Here is a 17,519-nt window from a genome sequence, read left to right as displayed (position 1 = left end):
TTTATGAAAAAAATATTATTATTAGGAGCAACTGGCTCCATTGGACTTCAGACTATAGATGTCATTGAGCAGCATCCCGATCGATTTAAATTAGTGGGGATTGCGGCTGGAAATCAGACCGAAATTTTAAATCAGATTTTAGAAAAACATAGATCCATTCAGGTTGTTGGAATTGGAAATGAAGAAAAGAAAGATGAAATTCATCATAATAAAGTTTATGCGGGAAAAGAAGCAATGGTTCAATGCATTCAGAATTGTGAATATGACTTATTGGTGAATGCAGTGGTTGGTTTTAGAGGACTCAAACCCACTCTGGAATCCTTAAAAAAAGGAAAAGATGTGGCCTTAGCCAATAAAGAAAGTTTAGTGGCAGGTGGCATGCTGGTTAGACAAACATTAAAAGAAACCAACACAAAGCTCTATCCGATTGATTCGGAACATTCTGCCATTTTCCAGTGTCTGCAGGGAAATGATATCCGACAGGTAAAACGACTGATCATAACCGCTTCTGGTGGTTCCTTTCGAGATAAAACAAGAGAACAGTTAAAAGAAGTGACGGTAGAACAGACTTTAAAACATCCAAACTGGTCGATGGGAAAACGAATTACAGTGGATAGTGCCACTATGGTCAATAAAGGATTTGAAGTCATTGAAGCACATTTCTTGTTTGACCTGGATTATGATAAAATAGATACAGTGCTTCATAAAGAAAGCATTATTCATTCTATGGTTGAATATGAAGACCATGCCATTATAGCTCAAATGGGAAGTGCGGATATGCGATTGCCAATTCAATATGCGATTCATTATCCAGATCGCATTCCATTAAAAGAAGAACATCCACTGGATGCCAGTGATACTTTTGATCTTCATTTTAAGAAAATGGATTTTGAAAGATATCCAATGTTGAAATGTGCTTATGAAGTAGGTAGAAAAGAAGGAAATCTGGGGGCTATTTTTAATGGAGCGGATGAACAGGCTGTTGAATATTTCTTAGATCATAAAATTTCTTTTTTACAGATTGAAGAATCCATTCTAAAAGCCATTGAATCTTTAGAATATATACAGAATCCAACTTATGAACAGCTGGAACAATCGGATTTAGCGGCCAGAGAGTTTGTGAAACAACTTTGGGACTAGAAACTTTCTTGATTTAGGAGTATGATATATAGACAAGTTCTTTTTAAAGATTGGAGTGATAAGATGAAACATAAATTAGAATATACAATTGCTTCTGTTTTAGCCGTATCTTCTTTAGGATTGCAGACTTTACCATTGTATGCTCAGGAAATGAATATAGTGGAACAAGAGCCTGTAGAAATTAAAACCGCAAAAGACTTTAAAGAACAATTTCTTTGTTTAAAGAAAATTGAAATCAAAGATGGGAAAGAAGAAATTTCTTATCAGTTGATTGAAACAATAGATGATACCAATTATGAACAGATTTTAGCGGGAAAACTGTTCTATGAACAATTGTCTTTAGATGTTTCTATTGAAACAAAAGATCAGTCCAAAGCTTTAAAAGAAGAAATTGATGCTTTATTTAAAAATGAAGAAGAACCTATTGATTTTGAAGGAATGGTTCAAAAAGCCATTGAAATCAATGAACAGATTGATCAGGAAGAATCTGAAAAAGTAGAAGAAACAGAAGAAAAAGAAGAACAGAAAGAAACAGAAGATAAAAAAGAAGCAGAAGAAGAAACAGAAGATAAACAGGAAGAAGTAGAAGAAGAACAGGAAGAAAAACCGATTGTTCAAGAAGAAACAGAAGTTCTTCCAGTAGCTGCTTTTACATTGAAAAACGATTCACAGTCTCTTTTAGATCCTGTTGTTCAGCCAGTGATTCACAAAGAAGTTCAACCAGAAGTTCAGCCTGTCGTTTTACAGGAACAGAAACTGGTTCAGACAGAAGCAAAACAGGAAACAAAATCTTCCGGGGCACAATCTTTTGTGGATACATATCTTACTAGTTCAATGGGAGCCATTTATACCAAAGCCAATTCGGTAAACTACAACAATATTTTAAATGGTTTATCGGCATGGAATAAATTATCGGCCAGTGAAAGAAATCAGGTAAATACCATTTTAAGAAATTCAGTTGGAAAAACATATCAGAATCTATTACAGGAAGCCCAGGCCATTAAAGCAGGTTATGTAATGGAATCACCAACTGTATATGTCAATACAGCCACTCAAAACAATACAGGATTATGGGCTTTGATCTGTTCAATGAGTGCCTCTATGATGGCTTTCCTATTTAAAAAATCAAAAGAAGAATCCAATATGAACATCGAGTAATATCGATGTTTTTTTAGTATTAGAAAAAAGTTATTAAAGATAAATTTAAGTTGCTTCAATTCTTAAAATGTTAATCAAATATTTTCAAAGGAAAACATAAAAGAAATTTAAACATCGAGTAAAGCCATTCTTTTTTTAACATAAAAGAAGGTATTTGTTTCACTATAATTATTTTTTAATTTTTATGATGTATAATGTTAAATATATAATTCTGACAAAAATAGTGTCATGAAAGAGGATAATAATAATTTTAAAGAAAGGAATATGAAAATGGCAAAGCTAGTATTAGGATTAGATATTGGAATCACATCAGTAGGATATGGAATCATTGATGTAGAGAACAATGAATTTGTAGATTATGGAGTTCGTCTGTTTAAAGAAGGTACAGCTGCAGATAATGAAAAACGAAGAAATGCCAGAGGCAGACGAAGACTGACTCGTCGTAAAGCAAATCGAATTGGCGATATGCAGAAATTATTAAAAGAAAATGGATTGATGAGTGATAATTACCAGCCACAATCAGATGTTTATGAATTACGAGTGAAAGGTTTAACAAATCCATTAACGAATGATGAATTGGTATCTGTGATCCTGCATCTTACAAAGCATAGAGGAAGCTCAATTGAAACGGTGGATGAAATGGAAGATACATCACCTGATAGTTTAAGTACAAAAGAAATATTAAGTGAGAATGCAAAATTATTAAAAGAAGGAAAATACATCTGTGAAATTCAACTGGATCGTTTAAATGACAATAATAAAATAAGAGGACATGCGAATAATTTTAGAACAGAAGATTATATAAAAGAAGCCAGACAGATTTTATCAAATCAGGAATTGGATGAAGATGTTTGTGATAAAATCATTGAAATTATTTCACGAAAAAGAGCTTATTATGAAGGGCCTGGAAGTGAAAAGTCTCCTACACCATATGGAAGATGGTTTTATGATGAAAATGGACAAATTGTTTATGAAGATTTAATTGAACGAATGAGAGGAAAATGCAGTGTTTTTCCAAATGAATTTAGAGCTCCTAAAATGTCAGTGAGTGCGGAAATATTCAATTTATTGAACGATTTAAATAATTTGTCAATTGATGATGAAAAATTAGATGTATCTCAAAAACAGGAAATTTTTTCTTATGTCAGTAAAAATAAAAAAATTACTCCTAAACAATTATCAAAAATTGTTGGAGCAGATGAAGATAAAATTTCTGGTTTCCGCATTGATAAAAATAAGAAGCATCTATTAACCGAATTTAAAGGATATACAGAATTAAAAAAAGCATTTGAAAAAGAAAATATTGATATTTCTTTAAATGACTATGAATTATTAGATTCTATATCTGAAGTTTTAACAAACTATAAAGGAATGGAAGAAAGAAAAGATAAATTACTGGCATTGGAAGTGGATGAAAAAGTTGTCGATCATTTAGTAACCAATACAAAATTTACTGGATATCATTCTTTATCTTTAAAAGCTATTCGTTTATTAAACGAGGAATTGTATAAGACTTCATTAAATCAGATTCAGGTTCTTCACCAGTTAAAATTATTTGATAAAGCAAGAATATCTCATAAAGGAAAGAAAAACATTGTTGCGGATGATACAGCGATTCTTTCTCCAGTTGTCAAAAGAGCACAGAATGAAACATTTAAGGTAGTAAATGCGTTAAGAAAGAAATATGGTGAATTTGATTCAATTGTCGTAGAAATGACAAGAGATAAAAATAGTGCAGAACGTAAAAAAAGAATCAATAATCGTCAGAAATATTTTGAAAATCGAAATAAAGAAGTGGATCAGTTATTAAAAGATCGAGGCTTGGATCCAGATAAAATCAATGGAAAGACAAAAGCGAAGATCCGATTGTATTTGGAACAAGATGGAAAAAGCGCATACACTTTCCAGACAATTGATTTAGACTTATTAATTAAAGATAGAGATTATACTGAAATTGATCATATCATTCCTATTTCGATTTCACTGGATGATTCACAGTCTAACAAAGTATTGATCACAAGAATGGAAAATCAGTTAAAGGGAAATCTGACACCATTTATGGCTTATCAATCAGGAAAATTTGATGGAATGGGATGTTCCTGGAACCAATATAGAATAATCGTAGGAAGCAATAAAAAATTAAATTATAAGAAAAAAGTAAATTTGCTATATGATAAAGACATTACAAAATTTGATAACATTCAGGAATTTATTAATCGAAATCTGATTGATACAAGCTATGCATGTAGGACGGTATTAAATACATTATCAGATTATTTTAAAGACAATGAAATTGATACTAAAGTCCATACTTTAAATGGAAAGATCACAGATAAATTTAGAACACAGATTCAACTAGAAAAAGAACGTGATGAGGATTTTTTACATCATGCGATTGATGGCTTGATTGTTGCTTCGGTTAAGAAAATGAATTTATTAAATGGGTATTTGAGTAAATATACATTTGATAATTTTTATGATGAATTAACAGGAGAAATAAAAACGATACCAGATGATAAAGCCTACATGGATCCTCTTTATATTGCATTTATTGCACAATTAAAAAATATCTATTTAGACAGCAACCGATACTATAAAGGTCAGATTTCAAGAGACAGTCTATATTATCCTCCAATTAAGATTTCTCATAAGGTGGATACAAAACCAAACAGACAAATTGCGGATGAAACTATTTATAGTATAAGAAAAAAGGGAGATGAAGATAAATTAATTGGAAAATATGATATATATGCTCCTAAAGATACAACAGGGAATAAAGTTTCTGTAATGATTGAAGGTATTATCAATAATGAAAGTACATTATTAATGAAAGATAACGATCCACAAACATATAAAATTTTAGAAGACATTGTCATGCATGATTTTGAAATGTTTAAAGATTCCAAAGAGCATTATAAAAAAGAAACAAAGAAAGGTATTACAAAATACAAATTAGTTGGGGAGAATCCCTTATCTCGTTATAAAAAAGAATTTGGAACGATCCACAAATATTCAAAGAAAGGAAATGGCCCTGAAATAAAGGAACTCAAATACTATGGTAATTCTGTATATGAATATATTGATATTTCTCATAAGTACCCAGCCTCAGATTTATGTCATAAAGTCGCTTTAAAACAGTTAAAATGCTATAGAGTAGATTTATATTTATGTCCAGATGGATTTTATAGATTTATTAATATAAGATATAACGATATTCACTATGAAAAATGTTCAAAAAAATATGTTATTGATAGAAAATGGTATGATAATCAGAAAAAAAAAGAGACTAATATCAACAGATTCGAAATTTTTGTTTTCATTACATAGTGACGAACTTATTGGAGTCAAGAGAAAGAAAGGACAACCATATTTCTATGATTCTTCTACAGACGATAATGGAGTAGTTTTGTATCATGATGGAATTAATTTTGAAATTTTAAGGTTTGTTGGCATGTATAACGATAAGTCATTTACAATAGAAGTTAGTCCTACCTATAAAAAAAATAAAAAACGTCGTACTATAGCTGTTCGAACGGAATTAGGATTTAAAAAATATTCCACAGATGTACTTGGAAATGTATATGAGGTTAAAGAAAATAAATTGAAATTAGAATTTGAATAGGCTATAATAATAGTGGTTATATTCTAGCGAAAAAATTATATGACCTAACAAAACAAGGGTTTATCCCGAACTCGGCCCGAAAGGGTCTTTTCTTTTTATCATTTATGGGTCATAGAGTTATTTATGTAGAGAGATGTGAATATTTGCGATTGTATTTAGATAATCTAAAAGTTGAAATAAAAGAGAATGAAATATTATTTCCAATTGCAGATATTCAAATTTTAGTCATTGATAATTATAAATCTCATTTAAGTGTTCCTTTAATTAATAAACTAACCGAAAATAATGTTTGTACAATTTTATGTGGTGTGGATCATCTTCCTAAAAGTTATGTATTACCTATGAATGGACATTTTTCTTCCAGTGGTAATATTGAAAAACAAATAGAGTGGAATCCATACAAAAAAGAAGAATTACATGCACTGATTGTTAAGCATAAAATATTAAACCAAATTGAAATATTAAAAGAAAATAATAGAAGTTTTGAAGTATGTCAGAAATTATATCAGTTTGTGGATGAAGTTCAATTAGGTGATTGTACCAATCGGGAAGGATTGGCTGCAAAGATGTATTTTAGAGCACTGTTTGGCAATGATTTTATTCGTTTTGAAGAAGACGTAATAAATGCAGGATTAAATTATGGATATAGTATATTTCGATCTTTAATTACTTCCATTATAGTGGCAAAAGGATATCTTGCTAATTTAGGAATTTTTCATAAAGGAAAGACGAATATGTTTAATTTAAGTGATGACATAATTGAAGTATTCAGACCGATTGTAGATAATTATGTTTATAATCATCTAATGGATGAAATATTATTTAAACAACAACATAGAGAAGATTTAATCAATCTTACAAATTATAAAGTTAAAATTGATGGTCGAAAACAGACAATAGCGAATGCGATAAATATTTATTTAGATTCAATATTTAAATATTTAAATGAAGAGGAAGAATTTGTGATATTTCCAGATCCTGTATTATTTCCAAATGACATATGATTTTATGCGTTTAGTTTTATTTTTTGATTTACCCGTTAAAACAAAAGAAGATAGAAGAAATTATGCTAGATTCAGAAAATATCTGATTCAAAATGGATATTTAATGATGCAGTATTCTGTGTATTGTAAAATATTTGCGAATCGAGATGCTGCAATTAAGCACATTAATATATTACATAAGAATATTCCGTCAAAAGGACAAATTCGTATAATGGTTGTTACTGAAAAACAATATTCAAAAATTGAAATAATTCTTGGTGGTAAATCAAAACAGGAAGAAATTGTGAGCAGTGAGTCATTTATTAAAATATGAATAAGGTTACAATAACGGATGGAAATGTCATGTATAATTTTTTGATTGATAAATGGAAATGCTTGTTAGGAAATAATAGTATTGAAAAACACAAAATTAAACAGTTAATAAAATTGTATTTTAATCCAGTGAAAAGTGAATATAGAATAGAAAATAATTTAAAACCGAAAATATTAATAGATGGAAAAGAACTAAATAATAAGTCTACGTTCTATATAGAAATTTCAGATAAGTTTTCTTTAAATGAAGAATGTAAATTAGGTTCAAAATCTATTTTACTTAAATATTTTGAAAGAAAATTAGAAGATTATTCTTATTTTGACACAATTAATACAATTGATATTTTATTTCAATCTTTAATTGAAGAATTGAACGAAGAAGATTCTTTTAAATTGGAATTTGATTCTCTTTCATCAAAAATATTATTAAAAATATTAAAGCCATACTTTGCATTAGAAGAACAGATGGATGAATACGATCTATCATTAGAAGAATTAATTATTCAACAAATAAAAATAATTGAATACATTCAAGAAAAAGATCATTCAATTGAAAAATATTTTATATATGTAGATTCAAAAATAATTTCAAAACAAATAATAAATGAATTAAATTCTTTAAAAAATTCTATTATTTTAATAAACGATACCATTTGGAAAGAACAATATGAATTGAAAGATATTGTTCTGATGGAAGATACAATTCTGGATTGTGCTGATTTTGATTTGATGTATGGATATTTTGGTGAAAACAATGGTGAATTGCTTACTTTAAAGGAGGTAAATAATAAGATTATGAAATACATAAAGCATTTTTATAAAGGAAACAAAATAGATTTGATCAATGACATAAATAAACATTCTCTATAAATAACTACATTTTATAAAATCTTAAATTTATGGTAATATGAATTTGAGGTTTTGTTACCATTAATTTTTTCGCTAGAACAAAACCTGATGTTTTATATTTATTTTTTAACTGCTGTTTTGTTACCATTAATTTTTTCGCTAGAACAAAACTTACAGTGTGTTCACTGCATCCGATTATGAGTTTTGTTACCATTAATTTTTTCGCTAGAACAAAACAAGTGGACATCGCAATGCTGCCAAATAACGGTTTTGTTACCATTAATTTTTTCGCTAGAACAAAACATGTGCAATAGAAGGTCGATATCGAAGTCTGTTTTGTTACCATTAATTTTTTCGCTAGAACAAAACGAAAGGAGGACATTACCATGATTAAAGCGTGTTTTGTTACCATTAATTTTTTCGCTAGAACAAAACAAATAATGTAACAATTGCCATAAGCATTACGTTTTGTTACCATTAATTTTTTCGCTAGAACAAAACTTATTGGTGTGACAAATATAATTGTTGTCCGTTTTGTTACCATTAATTTTTTCGCTAGAACAAAACCTTTTCCAAGCATAAGCCTTTGCCATGATTGTTTTGTTACCATTAATTTTTTCGCTAGAACAAAACATAAGAATACATCAAGCGTGTCTAAACTGAGTTTTGTTACCATTAATTTTTTCGCTAGAACAAAACCGACTTATGTTGACGTAATAGAAACATCAAGTTTTGTTACCATTAATTTTTTCGCTAGAACAAAACATGGTGTTAAGAATTATCACATTGATATTAGTTTTGTTACCATTAATTTTTTCGCTAGAACAAAACTTGCCTTTTGTAATTCACTGCATTCTTCCAGTTTTGTTACCATTAATTTTTTCGCTAGAACAAAACTGTTCGCAACAGACACTTACATGATTAAATGTTTTGTTACCATTAATTTTTTCGCTAGAACAAAACAAATGGCGTCAGCAGCAGATGAAGCTGTCAGTTTTGTTACCATTAATTTTTTCGCTAGAACAAAACCGATTAATTGGTATCCGACTGTGATCGCATAAGCACAATTATCAAAAGGAGGCAGATGAGTACTATGGTAACCTTAACAAACGTAACAAAAAAAGATAATATAGTATATGCCGAATATTTCCCGGAAGGAAATGAAAAAGACATAGGAAAAATCGTATACAATATCGAAAAAAAAGAAGTTATAGAAAAAAAATATTGTGAACTAGATGAGAAATCATATTTAAAGTCATACTTTAAAAAATCTATAAAAGCTTTAAAAGAATGTGTAGAAAATAATGATTTTCCAAAAGAAAAGGTACTTATGTGGTATTAGAAAGCACTTCGCAAATTAGCTAGGTGCTTTTTTTTATGGAGTGATATACATGATTCAAGTCACAATCACAGAACGAGAAATCGAAATCAATGGTCATGCAGGATATGCGCCGATAGGTTACGACATTGTATGTTCCAGCGTTTCGATTCTTGTACAGAATTTTATACAGTCAATCCAAGCATTGACAAATGACGTTATATCGTATGGTATGCAACCGGGAGCGGTTCATATACATTTCAAATCGAATCTTTCAGACAGTGTTTTGTTACCATTAATTTTTTCGCTAGAACAAAACCGATTAATTGGTATCCGACTGTGATATATCGTTTTGTTACCATTAATTTTTTCGCTAGAACAAAACTTGAATCTTGATAATAGTCTGCTTTTGTATGTTTTGTTACCATTAATTTTTTCGCTAGAACAAAACTTCTCATCAGGACTTGTAAAAAAGGCAGCCGTTTTGTTACCATTAATTTTTTCGCTAGAACAAAACGTGTATGTGACGGAAGTTATAACCGATTCTGTTTTGTTACCATTAATTTTTTCGCTAGAACGAAACAATCCACAACAGGCCATGAAAACATTGAGCGTTTTGTTACCATTAATTTTTTCGCTAGAACAAAACTGTTTCGTCTTAATCTTCCAAGACTCGTCAGTTTTGTTACCATTAATTTTTTCGCTAGAACAAAACACAAACAAGTATATTATCAGGATGTGAATGGTTTTGTTACCATTAATTTTTTCGCTAGAACAAAACTACCATTACAGTATACATCTGCAAACGCTTGTTTTGTTACCATTAATTTTTTCGCTAGAACAAAACTGGTTTCCAGGGACAAATACAACCATCACTCGTTTTGTTACCATTAATTTTTTCGCTAGAACAAAACAATAAGTTGTATATAGAATATCTTCCCATGGTTTTGTTACCATTAATTTTTTCGCTAGAACAAAACTCATGCAATGAATGTTCTGTCTAAATATCTGTTTTGTTACCATTAATTTTTTCGCTAGAACAAAACATTACATTTTCAAGTTCGATAACGGATACGGTTTTGTTACCATTAATTTTTTCGCTAGAACAAAACAAAACGGATTCTCATTTGACGATGAAACAGGTTTTGTTACCATTAATTTTTTCGCTAGAACAAAACGTAATAACTATAGTTATGATGAAGAATCGTGTTTTGTTACCATTAATTTTTTCGCTAGAACAAAACTCAATAATCACGCAGAAGTTTCTATTCCCTGTTTTGTTACCATTAATTTTTTCGCTAGAACAAAACCCAGGAAGAATGGTAAATCATTATTTGCTAGTTTTGTTACCATTAATTTTTTCGCTAGAACAAAACTTCGTTCCTGATAACGAAGATCCAGAAAGAGTTTTGTTACCATTAATTTTTTCGCTAGAACAAAACGCAGAATAGCCATGACACCACTTAGAATAGGTTTTGTTACCATTAATTTTTTCGCTAGAACAAAACTTATTGGTGTGACAAGTACAATTGTTGTCCGTTTTGTTACCATTAATTTTTTCGCTAGAACAAAACAAACTGTTGTTCCATATACAACTTTATTCAGTTTTGTTACCATTAATTTTTTCGCTAGAACAAAACTATTCCCAACTGAATTGATTGACAATACATGTTTTGTTACCATTAATTTTTTCGCTAGAACAAAACAAGAACCAGAACTAAGAACTACACCAAGTGGTTTTGTTACCATTAATTTTTTCGCTAGAACAAAACTTATACTTACGATTATAAAAGGCTTAATAAGTTTTGTTACCATTAATTTTTTCGCTAGAACAAAACATTACATTTTCAAGTTCGATAACGGATACGGTTTTGTTACCATTAATTTTTTCGCTAGAACAAAACAATATGCATATTGTGCGTAATCGGTGCTTTCTATTCGCAAGTTGCGAATGTTTCTTTTAATAATTCTCCGTTTTCTTTGCATTCTCTAATAACGCAACGAGAAGCATTTTTTTGATCTATCGGATTCCCTTTATCATCAAAGAAATATATTTCTGAATAATCTCCACCGTTCGGCGTTTTTCCTTTAATTTTTATATATTTTGCCATACATTTCATCTCATTTTATCAAATTATTTTCTGTTTTGTTACTATTAATTTTTTCACTAGAACAAAATATTAAAAAGAATTAGAATTTGAAAAAGAGAAATAGAGAAAATGTTTTATTAGACATTTTCTCTAATTTAAAATTCATATTTCTTTTTTAGATGATTATAAGAATTATAAGGAATATAGTTTTCTTTCTGGAGTCGTCCAACCAGGATTCCAGGATCAATTCCTATCAGGCTGGAATAAGTAGTAATATTTTTTGAATTGATTTTATAATTTGAAATGAATTGGTCAAAATCGAATTTAGATATTAAGCTTTCACGAGCAAATTGATCGGCTTCCAATTCATCTTGTTCAGTTGTACCTTCTATTTGATTAATGTGTCCTTTAATAATATGTGCCAGTTCATGATATAAGCTGAACCAGAATTTATCAGCGTCTTTTCCTCTTGATGTTAATCCAATGACAATTTTATTTCTATCTAAAAAGGTCACTCCATGAAGATAAGAACCATTTAAATGAGGTATGAGTATGAGGGCTATTCCGCAATCAGATAAAAGTTGATTGAGGGGTTCATAAAATTCATTAGGGTTTTGTAATGTCATAGGCCGTATTTTAGATAATTTCTTTTTTAATAAGTTAATATTGATTTTTTTGACATTTTTATTTCGGGCTTCTAATTTTGCTTTTTGTGCCCATGCCAATAAAGCATAATCGGCTTTTTCAGTGGAATTTAATCTTCTACAGGCAATTTTATTAATTTGATAGTTGTTTAATAAAGTTAAATTTACGACTTCAAAATATTTTCTTAGATTTATAACACGTTCCTCTATTTTATCTGTTTTGACAATCCAGCCTAAATGAACCATTTCAGAATAAGGGAATTTCCTGGCAATTGATTTATCTTGTTCCATTTCATTTTCTTGTTGTGCTTGGATTTGTTTTTCTCTGTAAATAGCTTCCAGCTGATTCCAAAAATTTGCGGGGATTCCTAAAACCATTTCCAGCTTAAAAGCCATTTCTGGTGTTAAAAGGACTTCTCCGTTTATTAACTGACTTATATGTTTTTCGCTCATATTTAATCTTATAGAAAATTCTTTTTGGGTCATTCCACGTTCTACTAACTGTTCTTTTATTGTAGCTCCGGGTGGAATTGCGATGTACGTTTTACTTCTAACCATACCCATTCCTCCTTTATAGTATTAATGATAGTCTTCGATGGATACAATCTTTGCGATTTGTATCTGGTTATCAATTTTTTCAAATACAAGTCTATAAGGATGTACTAAATCCATAGCATACTGATTGGTTTTTTTTCTTTGATTGTTGTTTTCGTTATATAATGGATGACAATGCCCAATACGATATTGTACTAATATTTCAACATTTTCAGATGCTTTGATTTCGTCGATTCTCTGATGAATCTTATCTGCCATTTCTTTACCGTATTTTTTTTGTGTTTCATATGAAATAGTACATAATCTTTCCAGCTTTTTTGATTTATAACAAACGAACAAAGAACCGCCTCATTTACCTATAAGGTAAATTTATTATAATATGTTTTATATAAGAACAAAATTAAAAAGTTTACCTTATAGGTAAATGAATAAATAAAAAAGGTGCTTTTTTGCACCTTATAGACCTAAGACAATTGCGGTTCCATCTCTAGTAGCGTCCAAGGCTGTACCGACCTGTTTTGCATCTCCAAAGATATAGACTTCTTTACCACAGTCTTTGACTTGTTCATAAAGTTTATTTTCTGGTCTAGAACCTACCGCAAATACAATATGATCAAATCCAGATAATGTTTGTTGCTGACCTTCTTTTTCAACAATGACATTTCCGTTATCAATTGAAATTAATTTTGTTTCCGTTAATGGTTTTAATGGAATTGTGGCAATGTGTCGCATTGTGTTGGCATAGTTTGCTGGAGCTTCTCCCTGATCGATCTGTTTTTTCATTTCGATCATTGTCATGGATAGATCCCCCTGCTTATGCGCATCAATGTATTCTGCACATTCTACCGCAACCATTCCTCCACCAATGATACATACGTTTCCTTTATCAATAATGGTTTTACCAGATAAAATATCATGGGCATTTGGATAATTGTTTTGAGTCACTGGATAGGCACCTGTTGAAATTAAAATTGTATCGTAATCACTGTTTTCAATTTCTTCTTTGGTTACTTCATGATTTAAATGAATGTCTACATTTAATCGTTTACATTCACTGATTAAGAATGGTACCCATTTACCCATTTCTTCTTTTCCTTCAATTTTATTTGCTAAATTGATCTGTCCGCCTAATGTATCTGTTTTTTCAAATAAAGAGACTTCAAATCCTCTTAAAGCAGCGTAACGGCTGGCGTTTAAGCCACCCATTCCTCCACCTACAATCATAATTTTTTTCTTTGTAGTGGCTGGTGTTAATTTTAAAATGGCTTCTTTTCCTGCAAATGGATTAATGACACAAGCTCCTTTGTGTTTTTTATTTTGCTCCAGTACACAACCAACTAAACAGCTTGCACATGGAGCAATTTCGTTTTCTTTATTCTGTTTGATTTTATTCACAAATTCTGGTTCTGCCAGTAATGCTCTTCCTAATACAACACCATCGACTTTATTTTCATCGATTAAAGATTTTGCCAGTTCACTGGAATTGATTTTTCCAACTAAAATGACAGGAACGCTACTGATTTTACGTATTTCTAAGGCTTCATTTAAATTAACAGCACATGGTTCTCCATGAGATGGGATGATTTTATTTGGAGCATCGTATTGAGAACCACCGGATACTTCAAAGGCATCGATACCGTGTTCAATAAGAATAGGAATTAATTGTTTGGTATCTTCAATGGTATTTCCTCCTTCAATTTTTTCAGAACCGGACATTCTTAAAATAATAGGGAATTCTTTACCACATTTTTCTTTGATTGCATCGATGACTTCTATTAATAGACGAGCTCTATTTTCTAATGAGCCACCATATTCATCGGTACGTTTATTCTTTAATGGACTTAAGAAAGATCCTAATAACATATACCCATGTGCACAATGAAGCTCAATTCCATCAAATCCAGCTTGTTTTGCCTGATAGGATGCTTTCGCATACATCTGTATAATACCTGGTATTTCTTCTAAAGTAAGAGCACGGGTAGGTTGCCACATAGAGTTTAAATATCCACTGCTGGATATTGGAGTCACTCCAAAGAAAGAAGAAATAGATTCAGGTCCTGGATGAGTGATTTGAGGAATGATCTTACATCCATATTCATGAATTCTATCTGTAAATTGTTTATAGGCAACAATGCTTTCATCGCTTCTAAAACATAAAGTGTTACCTAAATAAGGGGTATTTGGATCGACACTTGTCGCATCGGTTATGATACATCCTACACCACCTTTAGCACGAGCCAGCCAGTATTCTTGTTGAGAAGCATCTGGAATTCCACTTGGGTTTCCATATCCCAAAGACATAGGGGCCATAAAAGTACGATTTTTTAATGTCATGGAACCAATTTTAAGTTCCGTAAATAAGTTAGTCATAGATCTCCTTTCTGTATATGTTATATCTATATATCTAATATACCACATAAAAAAAGAAATCCAGACTTTAAGTCCGGATTTAACATTTTTTCTCTACCGTTGAACAAGCTTTTGTTTGAATAGAATCAAATAAAGACTGAAACTGATCTTTCATATCCTGTTTTATATCTTCATTGATTTCCTGGTATCCATTGGTTTGTAAAGAACTGATACCATCAACTTTTAATTGAGGTTTTCCATTTAAGATAGAAATATAATTTGGTGCATATATTCTTTTTTCATTGGTATTAATTTCATCTACAATGTATTCATCAAGTACAGGTTCTAATAAATCTAATAATTTATAATACGCTGTAGATCCTTCTTTTGATTTAGATATTTGAGAATCAATGATTTCAATTTCATCTCGATCTTCTTTAATATCTACATAATATACAGTAGATATATTGTTTTCTTTTGTACTTTCTATAAAGGTTTCAATAGAAGATCGGCACCATGGACAATCAGAAAATCCAAAATAAATAATAAAAGTTTCTTTATTTTCAATTCGATCTATAATATCCTGACAGGAAGAATAGACCATTGGATTGTCTTCATCAATTGATAAAGTACGTATAGTCTGTTTGTCTTTTTCTCTTATCGTTCCATTTAAACTTTCATATTCTTTTTTAAATTTCATCGCATCACTTTCTTTCTTTATACATCCAGAACAAGTGAAAGTTAAACATAAACTTAAAAACAGTTTTAAAAATTTCATAGTTCCTCCGCTAGAAGTTTACCAGAAATCATTGTTCCTTTCCAATTTAAAGCCTCATCTAAAAATATAAGATCTGCATCGTATCCTTTTTCCAGTTTTCCTTTATTTTTAATATTACAGCAATCTGCTGGATTGATACAGGCCATCTGTACCAGTTCATTGATGGAACAATTACAAAACTTTTTCATATTCTGGATCGCATCTAACATAGAAATGGCACTGCCGGCAATACGACCTGTTTCTTTAACTCTTACTGTATTTCCTTTTTTAATACATGGAAGATTGGAAAATATATATTCTCCATCTGGTAATCCTTTACATAAAGAAGCATCGGTAATTAATACAATGTGTTGAGGTCCTAATATTTTATAGGTGGCTTTTATAATGTCCGGATGAACATGGAATCCATCACAGATCAATTCACTGTAAGCATCACTTAAAAAAGCAGCGGTAACACATCCTGGGTTTCTATGAGAATGTTGAGACATCGCATTGTACAAATGAGTAAATCCTTTGGCTCCTAATTTTAATCCATGTAAAGCTTGTTGAGCTGTAGAATTGGTATGTCCAATCATACAAGTAATAAATTTAGAAGCATAGGGAATAAATGTATCCATTCCTTCTAATTCACAGGCGACTGTCATAACTTTAATCTGATTGGAATGTTCCATCATTTCATTTAATTCATCTATAGATGGATTTCTTAAAAAACGATCGTCCATTACAGCTTTATAGTCTTTTGATAAATAAGGTCCTTCACTATGTATACCAAGAAAATGAGAACCAGGATCTTTTACATCTTTATATTCATCTAATAAAGAAATCATATCTTCATGAGAAATAACTGTTAAAGAAGCCATAAAGGAAGTGGTTCCTTCATAAACCAATTGTTTTGAAATTTCACAGACTGATTCTTTTGGATTAGATATAAAATCATATCCATGACTTCCATGAAAATGAATATCAATAAGTCCAGGTATAACTATATTTCCTTTCCCGTCAATTGTTTTATCCACTTTACCAGAATATTGATATCCTAATATTTTTTCATCTTTAATAAATAGGGAACCGTAAAATTTTTCTTTTTCATTTGGAATAATCCATGCATTTTTTATTTCTGTAATCATAGTTTTATTTTAATTTAAATAATCTTTTTTCTCCATTAAAATCTAATATTAATTCATTTCGATTCGATTTAATTACTTTAATAACAGTTTTATCTGATAAAGTAATACATTGTGTATCTGAATCATAGGTATAAGAATTAATTAAATCAGAATCATCAACAGGTTCTCCTGCATCATCATAATAAGAGAATTGTCCATTTTCTAAAAAACAGATGTTTTCAATTCCATAATCTGTATATCTTATATAGTGTTTACCAATAAAAGAAGTATTTTTAGAACAGGAACAGAGTAGTAATAATAAGATACATATATATTTTTTCATAGAAATAGTATAACTCATAATACTTGTGAAACGAATTCACAAGTAAGTGTTCATTTACTATATTTGTACGTAAATAATAACTGAGAAAAAAATGACTTTTTTATTTAAAATATTATATGTAAGATGAAGTGAACCCAATTTCTTGGACATTAAAATAAGTATACTATCTAAACGGTAATTAAGGATTGATTTCTGTATTCTACAGGAGTTAATCCTTTTAATTTTTCAGTGATTCTCTGATTGTTATAGTA

General features: G+C 30.1%; 16 protein-coding genes, 1 pseudogene and 2 CRISPR repeat arrays. Of the genes and pseudogenes, 9 read left to right on the top strand and 8 right to left on the bottom strand.

Annotated elements, in window-relative coordinates:
- Nucleotides 1-3: 3 nt before the first annotated feature.
- From dxr to FYJ50_RS10905, 9 genes and pseudogenes are all read left to right on the top strand, one after another.
- Nucleotides 4-1,140, top strand: a complete 1,137-nt coding sequence (dxr, locus tag FYJ50_RS04475; protein WP_154459866.1) for a 1-deoxy-D-xylulose-5-phosphate reductoisomerase — start codon at nucleotides 4-6, stop codon at nucleotides 1,138-1,140.
- Between the two features lie 63 nt (nucleotides 1,141-1,203).
- Nucleotides 1,204-2,298: a hypothetical protein gene (locus tag FYJ50_RS04470; RefSeq protein WP_154459864.1), complete on the top strand. Its 1,095-nt coding sequence runs from the start codon at nucleotides 1,204-1,206 to the stop codon at nucleotides 2,296-2,298.
- A 270-nt stretch (nucleotides 2,299-2,568) separates the two neighbouring features.
- Nucleotides 2,569-5,625 carry a type II CRISPR RNA-guided endonuclease Cas9 gene (cas9, locus tag FYJ50_RS04465; protein ID WP_205946420.1) on the top strand — a complete coding sequence of 1,019 codons (3,057 nt, stop codon included), beginning with the start codon at nucleotides 2,569-2,571 and terminating at the stop codon, nucleotides 5,623-5,625.
- Nucleotides 5,626-5,704: 79 nt separating this feature from the next.
- Nucleotides 5,705-5,920, top strand: coding sequence for a hypothetical protein (locus FYJ50_RS10525; RefSeq protein ID WP_205946419.1), 216 nt, complete (start codon nucleotides 5,705-5,707; stop codon nucleotides 5,918-5,920).
- A 104-nt stretch (nucleotides 5,921-6,024) separates the two neighbouring features.
- Entirely contained in the window at nucleotides 6,025-6,924 is a 900-nt protein-coding gene (gene cas1 / locus FYJ50_RS04455) for a type II CRISPR-associated endonuclease Cas1 (RefSeq protein WP_154459859.1), read from the top strand.
- Entirely contained in the window at nucleotides 6,914-7,237 is a 324-nt protein-coding gene (cas2, locus tag FYJ50_RS04450) for a CRISPR-associated endonuclease Cas2 (RefSeq protein WP_154459857.1), read from the top strand. The genes cas1 and cas2 overlap by 11 nt, the downstream gene beginning before the upstream one ends.
- Entirely contained in the window at nucleotides 7,234-8,106 is an 873-nt protein-coding gene (locus FYJ50_RS04445; protein WP_154459856.1) for a P-loop NTPase family protein, read from the top strand. Before cas2 ends, FYJ50_RS04445 begins: the two co-directional genes overlap by 4 nt.
- A 48-nt stretch (nucleotides 8,107-8,154) precedes the next feature.
- Nucleotides 8,155-9,114: direct repeats of the CRISPR family, unit length 36 nt; unit sequence GTTTTGTTACCATTAATTTTTTCGCTAGAACAAAAC.
- Nucleotides 9,115-9,178: 64 nt separating this feature from the next.
- Nucleotides 9,179-9,427, top strand: a complete 249-nt coding sequence (locus FYJ50_RS04440; RefSeq protein ID WP_154459854.1) for a hypothetical protein — start codon at nucleotides 9,179-9,181, stop codon at nucleotides 9,425-9,427.
- Between the two features lie 49 nt (nucleotides 9,428-9,476).
- A pseudogene (locus FYJ50_RS10905) lies at nucleotides 9,477-9,647 on the top strand (ribosomal-processing cysteine protease Prp); the annotation flags it as partial.
- 38 nt (nucleotides 9,648-9,685) lie between these two features.
- Nucleotides 9,686-11,307: direct repeats of the CRISPR family, unit length 36 nt; unit sequence GTTTTGTTACCATTAATTTTTTCGCTAGAACAAAAC.
- 30 nt (nucleotides 11,308-11,337) lie between these two features.
- Here the strand turns inward: FYJ50_RS10905 and FYJ50_RS04430 are convergent.
- The 8 genes from FYJ50_RS04430 to FYJ50_RS10900 all read right to left on the bottom strand — a co-directional run.
- On the bottom strand, nucleotides 11,338-11,514 hold the full coding sequence (locus FYJ50_RS04430) for a hypothetical protein (RefSeq protein ID WP_154459852.1): 177 nt from the start codon (nucleotides 11,512-11,514) through the stop codon (nucleotides 11,338-11,340).
- Between the two features lie 134 nt (nucleotides 11,515-11,648).
- Nucleotides 11,649-12,695 carry a helix-turn-helix domain-containing protein gene (locus FYJ50_RS04425; RefSeq protein ID WP_154459851.1) on the bottom strand — a complete coding sequence of 349 codons (1,047 nt, stop codon included), beginning with the start codon at nucleotides 12,693-12,695 and terminating at the stop codon, nucleotides 11,649-11,651.
- A 21-nt stretch (nucleotides 12,696-12,716) separates the two neighbouring features.
- Nucleotides 12,717-12,950 carry a plasmid maintenance system killer protein gene (locus tag FYJ50_RS04420; protein WP_235900923.1) on the bottom strand — a complete coding sequence of 78 codons (234 nt, stop codon included), beginning with the start codon at nucleotides 12,948-12,950 and terminating at the stop codon, nucleotides 12,717-12,719.
- A 198-nt stretch (nucleotides 12,951-13,148) separates the two neighbouring features.
- Nucleotides 13,149-15,062, bottom strand: a complete 1,914-nt coding sequence (locus tag FYJ50_RS04415; protein WP_154459848.1) for an oxidoreductase — start codon at nucleotides 15,060-15,062, stop codon at nucleotides 13,149-13,151.
- Nucleotides 15,063-15,141: 79 nt separating this feature from the next.
- Entirely contained in the window at nucleotides 15,142-15,819 is a 678-nt protein-coding gene (locus FYJ50_RS04410; RefSeq protein ID WP_154459846.1) for a hypothetical protein, read from the bottom strand.
- Nucleotides 15,816-16,946, bottom strand: coding sequence for an N-acetylglucosamine-6-phosphate deacetylase (gene nagA / locus FYJ50_RS04405; protein WP_154459844.1), 1,131 nt, complete (start codon nucleotides 16,944-16,946; stop codon nucleotides 15,816-15,818). The genes FYJ50_RS04410 and nagA overlap by 4 nt, the downstream gene beginning before the upstream one ends.
- A gap of 4 nt (nucleotides 16,947-16,950) precedes the next feature.
- Entirely contained in the window at nucleotides 16,951-17,268 is a 318-nt protein-coding gene (locus tag FYJ50_RS04400; RefSeq protein WP_154459843.1) for a hypothetical protein, read from the bottom strand.
- A 167-nt stretch (nucleotides 17,269-17,435) separates the two neighbouring features.
- A partial coding sequence (locus FYJ50_RS10900; RefSeq protein ID WP_154459219.1) for an IS3 family transposase occupies nucleotides 17,436-17,519 on the bottom strand: 84 nt, incomplete at its 5' end.

Origin of the sequence: Floccifex porci (assembly GCF_009696175.1) — a bacterium.
Classification (GTDB): Bacteria; Bacillota_I; Bacilli_A; order Erysipelotrichales; family Erysipelotrichaceae; genus Floccifex; species Floccifex porci.
This window is presented reverse-complemented; position numbering and strand designations above follow the sequence as displayed.